General features: G+C 68.1%; 9 protein-coding genes. 5 read left to right on the plus strand and 4 right to left on the minus strand.

The annotated features are described in order from the left end of the window. Window positions 1–123: 123 nt before the first annotated feature. Both ACIBM5_RS21570 and ACIBM5_RS21575 read right to left on the minus strand, forming a co-directional pair. Entirely contained in the window at window positions 124–2,193 is a 2,070-nt protein-coding gene (locus ACIBM5_RS21570; RefSeq protein ID WP_396008321.1) for a cell wall-binding repeat-containing protein, read from the minus strand. 293 nt (window positions 2,194–2,486) lie between these two features. Then, window positions 2,487–4,571, minus strand: coding sequence for a cell wall-binding repeat-containing protein (locus ACIBM5_RS21575; RefSeq protein ID WP_396008322.1), 2,085 nt, complete (start codon window positions 4,569–4,571; stop codon window positions 2,487–2,489). 378 nt (window positions 4,572–4,949) lie between these two features. Between ACIBM5_RS21575 and ACIBM5_RS21580 the strand changes: the two genes are divergently transcribed. Both ACIBM5_RS21580 and ACIBM5_RS21585 read left to right on the plus strand, forming a co-directional pair. Then, window positions 4,950–5,945, plus strand: coding sequence for a glycosyltransferase family 2 protein (locus ACIBM5_RS21580; RefSeq protein WP_391588122.1), 996 nt, complete (start codon window positions 4,950–4,952; stop codon window positions 5,943–5,945). Continuing rightward, window positions 5,945–6,358, plus strand: coding sequence for a GtrA family protein (locus ACIBM5_RS21585; protein ID WP_391588121.1), 414 nt, complete (start codon window positions 5,945–5,947; stop codon window positions 6,356–6,358). Before ACIBM5_RS21580 ends, ACIBM5_RS21585 begins: the two co-directional genes overlap by 1 nt. Window positions 6,359–6,494: 136 nt before the next feature. On the opposite strand, the gene ACIBM5_RS21590 is transcribed toward ACIBM5_RS21585, so the two are convergent. After that, on the minus strand, window positions 6,495–8,585 hold the full coding sequence (locus ACIBM5_RS21590) for a hypothetical protein (protein ID WP_396008323.1): 2,091 nt from the start codon (window positions 8,583–8,585) through the stop codon (window positions 6,495–6,497). Between ACIBM5_RS21590 and ACIBM5_RS21595 the strand changes: the two genes are divergently transcribed. The 3 genes from ACIBM5_RS21595 (at window position 8,572) to ACIBM5_RS21605 (ending at window position 12,461) form a co-directional block, all read left to right on the plus strand. Then, a complete protein-coding gene (locus tag ACIBM5_RS21595; RefSeq protein ID WP_391588119.1) occupies window positions 8,572–8,778 on the plus strand; it encodes a hypothetical protein in 207 nt (68 codons plus the stop codon). The genes ACIBM5_RS21590 and ACIBM5_RS21595 overlap by 14 nt on opposite strands. A gap of 354 nt (window positions 8,779–9,132) precedes the next feature. After that, window positions 9,133–10,437, plus strand: coding sequence for an acyltransferase family protein (locus ACIBM5_RS21600; protein WP_396008324.1), 1,305 nt, complete (start codon window positions 9,133–9,135; stop codon window positions 10,435–10,437). 83 nt (window positions 10,438–10,520) lie between these two features. Beyond that, complete coding sequence (locus tag ACIBM5_RS21605; RefSeq protein WP_396008325.1) at window positions 10,521–12,461, plus strand: hypothetical protein; 1,941 nt, start codon at window positions 10,521–10,523, stop codon at window positions 12,459–12,461. 105 nt (window positions 12,462–12,566) lie between these two features. Here ACIBM5_RS21605 and ACIBM5_RS21610 read toward each other — a convergent pair whose 3' ends face one another. Then, window positions 12,567–13,451, minus strand: coding sequence for a glycosyltransferase family 2 protein (locus tag ACIBM5_RS21610; protein WP_396008326.1), 885 nt, complete (start codon window positions 13,449–13,451; stop codon window positions 12,567–12,569). Window positions 13,452–13,562 lie beyond the last annotated feature (111 nt).

Consider the following 13,562-nt stretch of genomic DNA (forward strand, 5'->3'; position numbering starts at 1 on the left):
CCCGGCGCCGCCCCCGCCGCCCCCCCCCCCCCCGCCCCGCCCCCCCCCCCCCCCCCCCCCCCCCCCCCCCCCCCCCCCCCCCCGGCCGGTCGCTCGTTGGGTGCGGGTGCGGACGCGCTCGGGTCAGCCCCGGTGGGTGGGCTTGGCCGGGAGCGATTCCAGCGGACTCCGGTCGGAGGTCGGGCCACGCTCGGCGGCCGGGCCGGGCGCGGCCGGCGCCTCGAGGCTGCGCGCGCCCGGGGCCGCCGGGACGTTGGTCGAGGTGACCATGCCGGGCAGGGCAATCTCGCCGGCGATCGTGTCGCGCACCGATGAGGACAGCGCGCCCTCGTCACCGAGCACCGCGACGTAGCCGATCGAGGCGCTGTTGACCCTGAGGTAGTCCTGCGTGGCCCAGTTCAGCCGGTCCGGGTCGCTGAGCAGGATCGGCGCGTGGTTGCGTGCCATCAGCGCGCCGCCGGACATCGCGTCGTGGAAGCTGCGCATGGTGGCCACGCCGGCCGCCGTCGGCGGCGGGTCGAACATGCCCTTGGCGGTCTCGGTCGCGGTCTCGATGGCCGTGCGACCCGTGATCGAGTAGTAGTACTCGGTCGGACTCCCGTACTTCAGCGCGTCCGCGGCCGGGTCACCGATGCCCATCACCTTGGCGTTCGGGTGCGCCAGGATGTAGTCGTACACCGAGGCGGGCAGCGTGTCGCCGTCGGTGAGCAGCACCACGGCGTTGTTGGCCGCGGCCGCCGGGCCCGCCGACAGCGCGTCGTAGTACTCGCGTCCGGTCGCGAACAGCACCCAGGCGGGATTCGGGTTGGTGGCGTCGGCGATCGCGATGGCGGTCTCGTACTGGGTGCGACCACCCAGCCACACCGCGTTGTAGCCGAGCGCACGCACCCGCGCCGCCACCGGCTCGAACAGCGCGGTCGAGTCACCCAGCAGATAGACCGTCTTGCCCGCCGGCAGGATCCGCCTGATCTCGGTCTCCGCCGACGCCGACAGACTGTTGCGATCCGTCAGCAACAACGGACCCTTCTTCGCCGCCGCGAGCGGAACACCGACCAGACCGTCACCGTAGTAGTCGTTACGGGTCAACACGACCGCATCGGCCTGCTCGCGGCCGTTGCCGGCCGGGGCGCCGACGGCAGCCCACTGCTCCTGGGACGCGGCGGTGGCGGTCTCCACCGCGGTGCGGCCACCGAGTCGGTTCACCACGTTGACCCGAGTGGACTGCCAGGTCGGCTCCACCGCGCAGTCGCCCGGTCGGCCCAAGGTCACCTCGGGGTCGTCCAGGTGCTGCATGGCAAGTGTGTCGCAGTGCCCGTTGTAGTCGTTCGTCTTCTTGTACTTGGTGTAGAGCAGCGTCGAATTGTCGGGCGACGGTGCCATCCGCGCGTACGGCGTGCCCGGTGTGAGCCCCACATCCACCACCCCGCCTTGGAGGTCGACCACCTTGGCCGGCCACTCCGCCTGGCTCTGGCCCGGCGTGGCCGGGGCGCGCAGGATGACGGTCGTACCACCGGGCGCGAACTCGGCGTCGGTGGCCGGGGAGGCGAATGCGGTCACGGTGCCGTCGGCGTTGCGCCGGATCACCCGGCGTTCGGTGTTGGGCGCGCCGTAATCCTGCAGCGACAACAACATGGAGCCGTCCGCCCCGACCGAGATGTTCGTCACCATTTGGCCGACCAGCGCCGGGATCGCGTCCTGGAGCACGAACGCCTCCGAGTCGCCGTTGGCGTAGATCGAGTAGATCCTGCCCCGGGTGACGAAACGCAGGTTGGCACCGCCCGGCGCCCACGCCAGCGCGAACGGCTCGGCGTTGTAGATCTCGCTGCCCAATTCGATGCGCCGAGCGTCCGTCCCGTCCGGGCGCGAGGTGTACAGCCGCCACCCGAACGACGCCGCGGGGTAGTCGTGGGCCCAGTAGGCCACGCGACTGCCGTCCGGCGAGAAGACCGCGCCACGCGACGCGGTCATGCCGGGCGGCAGCAGCGGACGGGACGCGTTGGTTTTCGGGTCGACCACGATCGCCAGTGGGCTGGGCGCGGTCGAGCCCGCACGGCCTTCGGCGGTGTACGCGACGAGGCCGTTGTTCCCCGCGTAGGTGGCCTGTGCGGGCGCGGCGGCGAACACGATCGTGCCGAATGCCGCCGCGGCCCCGGCCGTGATTCCGCACAGGAATTTATTGCGTATGAATGACATACGTATCTTTCGCCAAGGCGCACCAAAGATCCTCGCCGGCCCGGCCGATATCCCCACCCGCCGAACGACCGGCTTTCATCCCCGGTCACGCGATCATCAACACCGATGGCATGTTAGCGGGCCCCACCGCACAAAGCCATCGAGTTGTTCGGCGCATTCCGAGGCAAGGAAAGATCGTCGACGGCGGCCGAGAAATCGTTCGGGAAACGCAAAAGCCGGTCCCGACCATCCGAATGGAGGCCGGAACCGGCTTTTTTACGACGTCACCGTCGAAATATCGCGCAATGCGGAGATCAGCCGGCGTGCGGGAACTTCGGCAGGTTCGGCTTCTGCGCGACCAGGCCGGCCTTGGCCGGACCCAGGTCGGCGATCGGGCCGGACGTCGCCGGGGCTCCCGGAGCCGGCGCCTTCAGGCTGCGCGCGCCGCTCTCCGCACGCAGGGTGTCGGAGCCGGCCAGACCCGGGAGGGCGATCTCACCGGCCACCGAGTTGTAGACCGAGGAGGACAGCGCGCCCTCGTCACCGAGGATCAGCGCGTAGTTGACCGACGCGCTGTTGCCGCGCAGGTAGTCCTGCGTGGCCCAGTTCAGCCGGTCCGGGTCGCTGAGCAGGATCGGCGCGTGGATGCTCGCCATCACCGCGCCACCGGACATCGCGTCGTGGAAGCTGCGCATGGTCGCGACGCCGGCCCCGGTGGGCGGGTAGAACATCTGCTTGGCGGTCTCGGTCGCGGTCTCGATCGCGGTCCGACCGGAGATCGAGTAGTAGTCCCGGTCACCGTCGAGGTAGAGCGCCTCCGCGGCGGGATCGCCGATGCCGAAGACGTCCGCGTTCGGGTGCCGGCTCAGGTAGGCCTGCACCGAGGAAGGCAGGCGGTTGCCGTCGGTCAGCAGCACGACGGCGTCGTTCGACGCCGCGGCGGGACCCGCGGACAGCGCGTCGTAGTACTCCAACCCGGTCGCGAAGAGGATGTTCTTCGGGTTCGGGTTGGTGGCGTCGGCGATCGCGATGGCGGTCTCGTACTGGGTGCGACCACCCAGCCACACCGCGTTGTAGCCGAGCGCACGCACCCGCGCCGCCACCGGCTCGAACAGCGCGGTCGAGTCACCCAGCAGATAGACCGTCTTGCCCGCCGGCAGGATCCGCCTGATCTCGGTCTCCGCCGACGCCGACAGACTGTTGCGATCCGTCAGCAACAACGGACCCTTCTTCGCCGCCGCGAGCGGAACACCGACCAGACCGTCACCGTAATAGTCGTTACGGGTCAACACGACCGCATCGGCCGGGAGTCGACCGTCGGCCACACCCTTGTCGGCCCACAGCTCCGCCGAGGCGGCGGTCGCGGTCTCGACCGCGGTGCGGCCACCGACCCGGTTCACGGTGTTCTTGCGGGTCGGCTGCCACGCGGGCTCCACGGCGCAGTCGCCCGGGGTGCTCAGCTGACGCTCGGCCGTGTCGGCCACCTGCACCGCGAGGGTGTCGCAGTGGCCCTGGTAGCCGGTGCTCGCCTGGTACTTGGTGTACAGCAGGCCGTGGCCGTCGGGCGCGGGCGCGAGCTGGGCGTAGGGCGTGCCCGGGACGAACGAGCCGGGCACGCCCGCACCCTGTCGGTTCACCGCCACGGCCGGCCAATCGCTCAGCGGCTGGCCCGGCTGCGCGGGACGGCGCAGCACGGCGAATTGGCCCGACGGGTCGAATTCGGCATCCGCGCCGTCGGCGGCGAGCACCGAGGTCACCCCGGCGTAGGTGCGCAGCACGACCCGACCGCCCTGGGTGGGGCCGGCCCCGGTCGGGCGCAGCGAGATCAGCGCGGCGCCATCCTTGGCGATCGACAGGTGCGTGACGTCGTTGCCGGCGAGCTCGCCGGAGGGCTGGTTGTCCAGCGGGAACGCGTACGAGGTGCCGTTACTGAACACCGAGTAGAGCTTGCGGTCGGCGACGAACAGCAGCTCGCTGCCGTTGGGCCACCAGGCCAGCGAGGCCGGTGTCACGGAGGGCAGCCCCGGGCCCAGGTCGATGGCGCGGATGTCCGAGCCGTCGGGACGGGCGGTGAACAGGCGCCAGCCGGAGCCGGCGGTGGGGTAAGGGTTCGCCCAGAACGCCAGTCGGCTGCCGTCGGGGGAGAACACCGCGCCGCGGGATGCGTTCATCCCGGCCGGAAGCGGGAGCAGTCGCTTGGCGTTGGTCGTCGGGTCGACCACCACGACGCGCGGGCTCGCCGACGAGGAGCCACTCGTGTTCTGGACGGTGTAGGTGACGAGGCCGTTGTTCCCGGCCGGGGTCGCGCCCGCGGGTGCCGCCGAGAGTACGACGGTGCCCAGCGCGGCAGCGGCGCCGGCGGTCACGGCACAGAGGAATTTGTTGCGTATGGACGACATACGTCTCTTTTCGGAGCGGCGCATCGAGAGGAGACTCGTCGCCCGCGCACATGTTCCCCCACCTGCGCGACCGATTGTTCACACCCCCCGGCTGCGCAATCGGTGCAACCGAACGGGATGTTAGCGCGTGCGTACGACACTCGAGGGATCGCGATTGTCATCGTTCTGCATCAAGACAGCCATCGGGTTGGCGGCGGGCTCCGGCGGGCGGCGTGCTTCGGACGATCCGTGCAAGAATGATCGGCACTCCGACGGACAGCCCCACTCGCACCCGCCCAGCGCCGTCCGAGTGCGCCCGCAGGTGCCGAGGGCAGGCTTCCCAGAGATGTCCGTGGTGAAGATCTGGCTCTGCGCCCAGACGAGGAACCGGTGAAGTCAATGCTCTTGTCTCTCGTGGTGCCGTGCTTCAACGAAGAAGCCGTCCTCTCCACGTTCCACGAGACGATTCGCGAGGAACTGAAGGACATCGGGGCCGATGTCGAGATCTGCTACGTGGACGACGGCAGCTCCGACGGCACCCTGCGCATCCTTCGCCAACTCGCCGAGAAGGATCCCGCCGCCAAGTACGTCTCCTTCAGCCGCAACTTCGGCAAGGAGGCGGCGATGCTCGCGGGCCTCGAACAGGCGACCGGCGACGCCGTCGTGATCATGGACGCGGATCTCCAGCACCCGCCGGAGCTGATCCCGCGCATGCTCGACCTGCACCTCAAGGGTCACGAGCAGGTCATCGCCAGGCGCAGTCGCGAGGGCGACAAGCGGTTCCGCAGTTTCCTGAGCAGCTCGTACTACAAGCTCGTCAACAAGTGGGTTGACGTCGAACTCGTCGACGGCGTCGGCGACTTCCGACTGCTCTCGCGCAAGGCCCTGGACGCGCTGCTGTCGATGCGCGAGTACAACCGCTTCTCCAAGGGGTTGTACTCGTGGATCGGCTACGACTCGGTGATGTTCGAGTACAAGAATGTCACGCGTGAGCTCGGGCAGACCAAGTGGAGCTTCGGCAAGCTGCTCAACTACGGTCTCGACGGTCTGATCTCGTTCAACAACCGACCGCTGCGGGTGGCGATCTACTTCGGGCTCACGCTGTCCGCGGTGTCCCTCGCGTACACCCTCACGTTGGTCGGCATCGCGATCTTCCAGGGCATCGCCACCCCGGGTTACATCACGATCATCGCCGCCGTCACCGGCCTCGGTGGGCTGCAGATGACGATGCTCGGCCTGATCGGCGAATACATCGGCCGCATCTACTACGAGACCAAGCGCCGACCGCACTATCTGGTGCGCGAGAGCACGTCCGATCGGGTGGATGCGCCGCGCACCGTCGCGACCATTCGGGAAACCTCCGTGGACGTCGGCACGCGGGAGGTCACCCACTGATGCTGCGCCAGGCATTTCGTTTCGCGATCGTGGGCGTCGTCAACACCGGCACGTACTACGCCCTCTATCTCACGTTCAACCATTTCGTGCCGTATCTGGTGGCGCACATATCGGCATTCGTGCTGAGCATGATCGGCTCGTTCTTCATGAACTCCTGGTTCACCTACAAGACCAAGCCGACCTGGAAGAAGTTCCTGCTCTTCCCGCTCACCAACATCACCAACTTCGTGATCACCACCGTCGGCGTCTACGCGCTCGTCTCGTGGGTGTCGATGGACGAGCGGATCGCCCCGCTGGTGGCAGCCGCCGCGGCCATCCCGGTGACGTTCCTGGTGTCCCGCCGGATCATGGTCCCGGGGACCGAACAGGACAAGGACCTGGTGGGCACCAAGGCACCCACCGGTTCGCCCTGACTTCGACCGACTCCCGCGTACGCCCGTCCCGGCTGCGCTGGGCCACGCCGACAACGCCACGCTCGACCACCATCGCCACGACGGCCGCCTGCATCGGCGGCCGTCGTGGCGATCGTCCACGTCTACGGCCCGGCGCCTACTTGGTCTTGCCGGGCCCGGTCGCCGCGCTCTTGCAGCCGTTCGCGGGGAAGCCGATCGTGGGCATCGGCCCGGGCACCTCGCGCGGACCCAGGACCGGCATCGGGCGGAAGTCGTACGTGCACCGGGTCGGGTTGCTGAACAGCACGTCGACACCCAGGTCCGGGCGGTTGCGCCGAAGCACCTGGAGGGTGGTGGCGGTGTCCCAATCGTCGGTGTAGACCCGGAACGGCGTCTTCGGGAACTTGTTCACGATGCGTTCGGTCAGTTCCTGCGGTGTTTCCTTGGAACCCACCGGCGGCTTCACGTCCATGGACAGAGCCAGGTTGCGCATGAGCACGTCCAGCCACAGCGTGCCGTAATAGTTGCCCTGCCAGTCATCGGACATCTGGATGATCGTGGCGTGGTTCTCGTACCGCGGGTTGGCCTTTTGCGCCGCAAGGATCAGCTGTCCGAGTCGGGGATAGTCGAGCTTGCGCTCGAGGAAGCCGACACCCCAGCTCGTACCCTCCGGCTGCGGCTTGCGCCAGACCTCGCGATCCGGGCTCGCGTTGAACGCGATGGTCACCACGACGCACAGGGCCAACAGGCCTGCGGACAGCGGCCGGGTGAACGGCTCCCGATCGCGGCCGGGCCGCCGACGTGGGGCGACCAGGACCCCCGCCCCGAGGCAGACGATCCCGACCACCATCGCCTGATGCAGGAGCTTCTCGTAGTAGTACGAGGTCTCGCCCATCACCCAGGTCTGGTAGGCGAACATGGCCATCGCCGCGCCGCCGGCGACGATCATCCACAGGATGGCCATCCGCCGGACCGGGTGCCGCCAGGCGGTCCGCGAGACCAGGCCCAGGACCACGAGGAATATCAGCAGCATGAACAGGTGGCGGATTATCGGGTTGATCCCCCCGGCCGCATTGACCACCTCGGACTTGCTCGCGTACTTCCAGTTGATCATCGGCTCGACGAGCGCACCGATCATGGTGACCACGATCGCGACGCCGGTCCACCAGCGCTGCGCCCACAACTGCTTGCGGTAGCCGACCATCCACGCGATCAGCATCACGCCGGCCGCCGGGAGGAACAGGTAATAGGTGAACGACACCGCGATCGTCAGCGACGACAACACGCACAGTTGTTCGCGCAGCCGCCGCAGCGGCCGGCACACGACCGCGACCAGGAGTGCGAGCAGTCCCAGGCCCACGAACTCGCTGGGGAACCCGCGCATGAACATCGCGATGCCGTCGCCGAAGAACAGGTAGGCACCGGCGGCTGCGCCGACCACCAGGTAACGCCACGTCGACAACGTGCCGCCGGCCATCCAGCGCATCGCCCAGAGCACTGTGAAGACGAGGAAGACGAAGGTGGCGACGTAGCAGAACAGAAAGACGTTGAGTTCGGTGACCGTGGAGCCCGGATCGGTCCTGGCCCGCAGGAAGTTGTCGAACAGCCCCATCGCGAAGTGGCTGCCCTGCGGATACGCGCTCATGTCCGTGTTCAGGCTCACCTTCAGCTCCGACTGGTGCTGGAAGGTGTAGCCGCCGTGCGTACGGATGTTGTCGAACAGCGCGAAGTGGCGACCCAGGTCCTCCGCGATCGCCACGGTGGAGAGCCGGCCGACCAGGCCCCGGCCCATGAGCGGCAGCAGGGTGGCGACGGTGACCAGGGCGGTGACGCCGAGGGTGATCAGGTCGGGCAGCCCGTTGCGGCGCGGCAGCTCGGGTCGGCGTCCGGTCACCTCGGCGACGAGCACCGCCACGGTGAACGCCACCCCCGAGATCGGCACGGGGTGGAGGCCCCAGGGCCAGATCGAGAACACCAAACCCGCGAGGCACATGGCGCCGGCGCTCATTGCCACGGCCAGGACCAGTCGATCCAGGATCGTGCGTCCGGAACGCAGCAGCGACGCGACGAGGGCGAAGAAAATCAGCGGCAGCACGATCGACGCATGCACGGCGTAGAGCCCGGCCGGGACCAGCCAGGCCAGGGCCAGGGCGACGAGCACACCCGCGACCCGGCGCATCCCGCCGGTACGTGGTTCGGGGGGCGTGGAATGCGGCGCGGACGGATCCGACGCCGTGGTTGTCTTCACGCTGTTTGAGACTGTCACGAATCCTCGTTCGGGCTTGCGCTACCTGATGGCGGGTTCCGGTACTTCATATTCGATCGCCGGGCCCAAGTCCCGAACGATTCGCACCGCCGTGCGGGTGCGCAGTCGAATCGAGCGCGCCGAGGCTATCGAGGCCGAACTCGTCCCGACCGCCACGCAGGCGGACGATCGGTGAATTCCGGTTGAATTCCTGAACCGGAAACCTATCATCGGGCCGAATATCGACGGCGCTCCCGCGATGACGGGCCGCTCCGTGGCCGCCGCAGCCGGTATCGTGTGCGGCGCTCGCAGGCGAGCGCTCCGTCACCCTACCGGGAGCATCCGTCCCCGGGTCGTCCGGGCGCCGCGAACTCGACCGAGGCGCCACCACCCACGGCGGGGCTTGCCTGGGAGTGCCGAGACGCACCTCGTGGGGCGACCACGCTCGCCGCTCCGCCCAAACCGCACTACGAAGAGTCCCCCCGTGGCATCCATCCATGTAGGGGCCGGACGCACGAGTCGCTCTGGTGCACTTGAGGAGAGTTCACGCATGTCATGGTCGAGCTTCACACGGTCGCGAGGCAGTCTGGAGGAACTCTTCTCCGGTAGACAGAACAGCGTCGGGTTCATCCGACTGGGCCTGGCACTCGCGGTCGTCCTCTCCCATTCCCGACCGCTCGGGGTGAGTGAGGACAATCTCGGACTTCAGTTGTTCGACCATCAAACCGATGTCGGAACCATGTCCGTGTACGGCTTCTTCGTGCTCTCGGGCCTGCTGATCACCCGCAGTTCCCGCCGCGGCGGCATCGGCCGCTACGCGTGGCACCGCGGTCTGCGCATCTTCCCCGGCCTCTGGGTCTGTCTGCTCGTCACCGCGTTCGTCGTGGCCCCCTTGGTGGCGATGCACGAGAACGGCACCCTGAACGGCTTCTGGCACCACCCGCAAGGCCCGTTCGACTACGCCCGGGCCAACTGGTGGACCGGCGTTCGCCAATACGGCATCTCGGATCTGCTGAAAACCACCACGCCGTGGGGTGAACGCACGGGCGCGAGCGCATTCAACGGCTCCCTGTGGTCCCTTGCCTACGAAATGCTCTGCTACATCGGCGTAGGCATCCTCGCCTTCACCGGGGTCTTCGGGCGCGCCCGCCGCTTCGTACTCTTCCTCACTCTGGTGACCTACCTCTACATGCTCGACGACTACATCAAGGCGTCGGGATGGAGCGGGCCGCCGAACCAGACCGGGTCGGTGTACATGGTTCCCCTGATCGGGGAACTGCGCATGGACTTTCTCGTGTACCTGGGATTCCTGTTTCTCTTGGGCACCTGCGCGGAGTTGTACAAGGAGCGGCTGAAGGTCAACGACCTCGCCGCCGCGGTGTGCGCCGTGGCGTTGGGAGGTTCACTGCTGTTCGGCGGATTCTTCGTACTGGGCCTGCCCGCCTACGCCTATCTGCTCCTGTGGCTGGCCATTCGGCTTCCGAAGTGGTTCCACCGGATCGGCAGCCGCAACGACTACTCGTACGGCATCTACATCTACGGCTTCCTGGCCCAGCAGATCCTGGCGATGTACGACATCGGACGCTTCGGATTCGCCGCGTTCGCCGCGCTGTCCGTCGTCTGCACCTTCGCGTTCGCTTTCGTGTCCTGGCACTTGGTGGAGAAGCCGGCGCTCGGTCTCAAGCACTGGACTCCCTCGTTCAGGTTCAGGCGGCCGAGCGATGCCACCGTCGCGGATGATCCCCCGAAGACCGCCACGCCCGACACTCCGGAGCCGGCGCTCGCCATGGCACCGGTCAACGGCACGGCAAGCCGCCGCGATGCTCCCGGCGTAAGCGAGAAAGAACCTTCATGAGCCCTGTGGGGTGGCCGAGCACGACGCACGAGGCGCCAGAGTCGGTATCACCACGATCCGAACGGCGTCCGCCGGCGCGGTCGATGCTCCCTTTTCCAGGCCTGGCCTGCGCCGCCTGGATCCTGCCTGCGGCGTTCCACCTGCTGCATGTCGACTGGATGTCGTTGCCGCTGCTGTTTTTCGGCACCGCCTCCCTGGTCCGCAGCGGCGTCGCCCTATTCGACCGGCTCATGCTCACCTGTGTGCTGCTGCTGGGCGAGGTCATCACGGCCGGCCTGCTGTTCTCGCTCTGGCCCTGGGGTCTACACCCGGTGCCGATGGCGGGCACGCTGCTGACCGTCACCCTCGTGGCCGCCCTGGTCACCGGACGACGGCCGACGCTACCCCGGCGCGTGTTGCCCACCGATCTGCTCGCGCTCGCCCTGGCCGCCTACGCGAGCGCCCAACTGTATCGACCGCTGCGCGGCAGATCACCGAACGAGCGGCTCCTGTACACCGTGGTGACGGAGGACAAAGGCAGCCACTTCTCCATGTTCGACGCGATCCACCGCGTCGGCGGATACACGTACTTCCACGCCGCCGAGGCGAGCACGTCGATGAACCCGCAGATGGCCCGGGTCTACCCGCCGGGCTCGCACTTCCTCTACACGGTGCTCGACACATTCCTGCGTTCGACCACGGACGCCGGTCCCGCCGCGGAGGCCTACGACCGCTACTTCCTGTACACGATTCTCGGCTACGGCTTCCTGGTGCTCGCGCTGGTCTGGTCGGCCCGGTGGATCGCCGGGCCGACCGTCACCGGTTGGCGCCGGGCGCTGGTGTGCGCCGTGGTCGGCACCGTGGCCGCGACCGGTCAGCTGATCGGTGTCTTCACCCTCGGCCACGATTCGGCGTCGCTGGGGATAGCGGTCCTCGCACTCACCATCGCGGTGCTGGTGCGCCCGGCCGGCAGGGTCCGCGAGCAAGTGCTCGTGGTCGGGGCCGCGTTGGTGACCCTGGCCTTCGTCTACAACCTGTTCGTGGTGTCGGCCGCTCCCGCCGTGCTCGTGGCGGCCGTGGTGTATCGCCGACGCCTGCGCACCGCACCGATCTTCACCGCGATCGTCGGCACTATCACCGGCGCGATCGTGCTGATCCCCATCGTCGGGCCGCAGTTGACCGGCTTCAGCCAGACCAAACAGCTCCAGGCGGCCGGCGGCATCGAACCGATGAGTCGCAATCTGGTAGCGGCATGCATCGTGATCACCGTGGCGTCGCTGCTCACCCGGGCCGGGCGGCGTTCGCCCGTGTGGCGCGTGATGTCGGCTCAGCTCGTGCTCGTGACCGCGGCCGTGGGCGCCTTCCACCTCTACCAGACACTCACTCTCGGCGAGACGTCCTACTACTACGAGAAGGCGTTTCAGGGGCTGTACTCGATCGCGCTGATCGGCATCGGCTCCATCGGCCTGCTGCTGCGGCCCACCCTCGCACCGGAACCCGAGAATCCGCGACTGCGTCCACTCGCCCGCTCGGCAACCGGCCTGGCCGCGGTAATCGCCGGGGTGACCCTGGTCGGCGGCATCCAGTGGGGTCCGGTGCACACGGCGGAGGGGGCGAACGGACCGGACACCACGTATGCCGCGAGGTGGTCGAGCGGCTTCGACCGACAACGGGTCGGGGAGACCGCCAAGGTACTGCGCGCCCGCGGTTTCTTCGGCACCGGACCCTCGACGCTGTTCGTCTACTCCGACACGGGAACGGACAACTGGCGGATCTCCTTCCTCGACGCGATCCTCAAGCGACGCCTGGGCTCCCTCGACACCACCGTGACCGGGATTCCCTGGCTCGCCGGGCTCGCCTCGTACGGGCAGGGCGGCCGCAATCGCGAGCAGGAGGTGCGCCGGCTCGAACAGGTGGTTCGCGACAGTCCGAAGCCGCTGCGTCTGGTGATCACGAACCGGACGCTCGCGGAACGCTTCGAGCGGCTGGCCGCATCCCAACCGAAGCTGCTCCTGGAAGTTGTGCGAACACCGGCGATCGAGTGAGCCCACCGTTTCGCGGCGCATGCGTGGATGTCCGTCCACCATGACGAACGGGAGGGCCCGCCGACGATGTCGGCGGGCCCTCCCGTTTTTTCGGCTCGCGGACGTTCAGCCGGCGTGTCGGCCCGTTCCGTAGGTGTGCCTGGCGAGCATCCGCGCCCCGTCCCAATTGCGGCTGCGCACCATCATCGGCAACATCGTCAGCGCGTGCAGGCGCGACGAGAAGTGCTTACGGGCCACCTTCGCCGCCTCGTGCCACCCGTGTTGCTCCATGCGGTCGGCGACGTCGAGGAAAAAGCCCCGCTCCTCCACGAACCGGCGCCCGTCGAACGCCTGCAACGAGGACTCGCTCACCGCGTGCCTGCGGTACTGGAAGCACACGACGTCGGACACCACGAGTTGCTCGCCCGCCTGCAACAGGTCCAGGACCAGGGCGAGGTCCTGAATGACGTGCAGGTCCCGGCGGAAGTTGATCGCCTGGATGGCCTCGGTACGCCAGCACACCGACGGGAAGTACAGCCAGTTGCCGCGCAGCACACTGATCGCGAGCCGTTCGCCGCCCAACCGCCGCACACCTTCGATCTTGGGCGCGTAGATCCTGCGCTTGGTCTGGTCGACGAGGGTCTTCGCGGGCAGGCCGGCGCCGTCGATCACCTGGACGCCGGGCTGCACCATCCCCGCGTCCGGATGCGCGCGCAGCACCGCGCGAATGGTCGCGATGTAGTTCGGCAGAAGGACGTCGTCGCAGCCCATCATGACCATGTGGCCCAGTTCGGCAAGGTCGACGCACTTGCGGAAATTCTCGGTGACCCCGAGGTTGTGCTCGTTGCGCCGATAGCGCACCCGATCGTCGCCGAGCGCGGCGAACCACTCGGGAACACCCTTCTCCCGGCCGTCGTCGACCACGGTCAGTCGCCAGTTCGGGTCGGTCTGGGCGAGGATGCTGCGCACCGCGTGCTGCATCAGCCCGACGTCACCGTAGTACGGCATCATCACGTCGATCGTGTGGACTTGTCGCTCGCCCGCCCCTTCCGGGTGCACCGTCTCGGCGGGACGAACGGATTCAGCAGGGGCATCCGTGCGCTCACGCACCCTGAACTCCCG

Origin of the sequence: Embleya sp. NPDC050493 (assembly GCF_044458105.1) — a bacterium.
GTDB lineage: Bacteria > Actinomycetota > Actinomycetes > Streptomycetales > Streptomycetaceae > Embleya.

Bases quoted from the DNA above. Each gene is read 5' to 3' on its own strand.
- ACIBM5_RS21580 (WP_391588122.1), top strand. From the start codon at position 4,950: ATGCTCTTGTCTCTCGTGGTGCCGTGCTTCAACGAAGAAGCCGTCCTC.
- ACIBM5_RS21610 (WP_396008326.1), bottom strand. From the start codon at position 13,451: ATGATGCCGTACTACGGTGACGTCGGGCTGATGCAGCACGCGGTGCGC.
- ACIBM5_RS21585 (WP_391588121.1), top strand. From the start codon at position 5,945: ATGCTGCGCCAGGCATTTCGTTTCGCGATCGTGGGCGTCGTCAACACC.
- ACIBM5_RS21570 (WP_396008321.1), bottom strand. From the start codon at position 2,193: ATGTCATTCATACGCAATAAATTCCTGTGCGGAATCACGGCCGGGGCC.
- ACIBM5_RS21575 (WP_396008322.1), bottom strand. From the start codon at position 4,571: ATGTCGTCCATACGCAACAAATTCCTCTGTGCCGTGACCGCCGGCGCC.
- ACIBM5_RS21605 (WP_396008325.1), top strand. From the start codon at position 10,521: ATGCTCCCTTTTCCAGGCCTGGCCTGCGCCGCCTGGATCCTGCCTGCG.
- ACIBM5_RS21600 (WP_396008324.1), top strand. From the start codon at position 9,133: ATGTCATGGTCGAGCTTCACACGGTCGCGAGGCAGTCTGGAGGAACTC.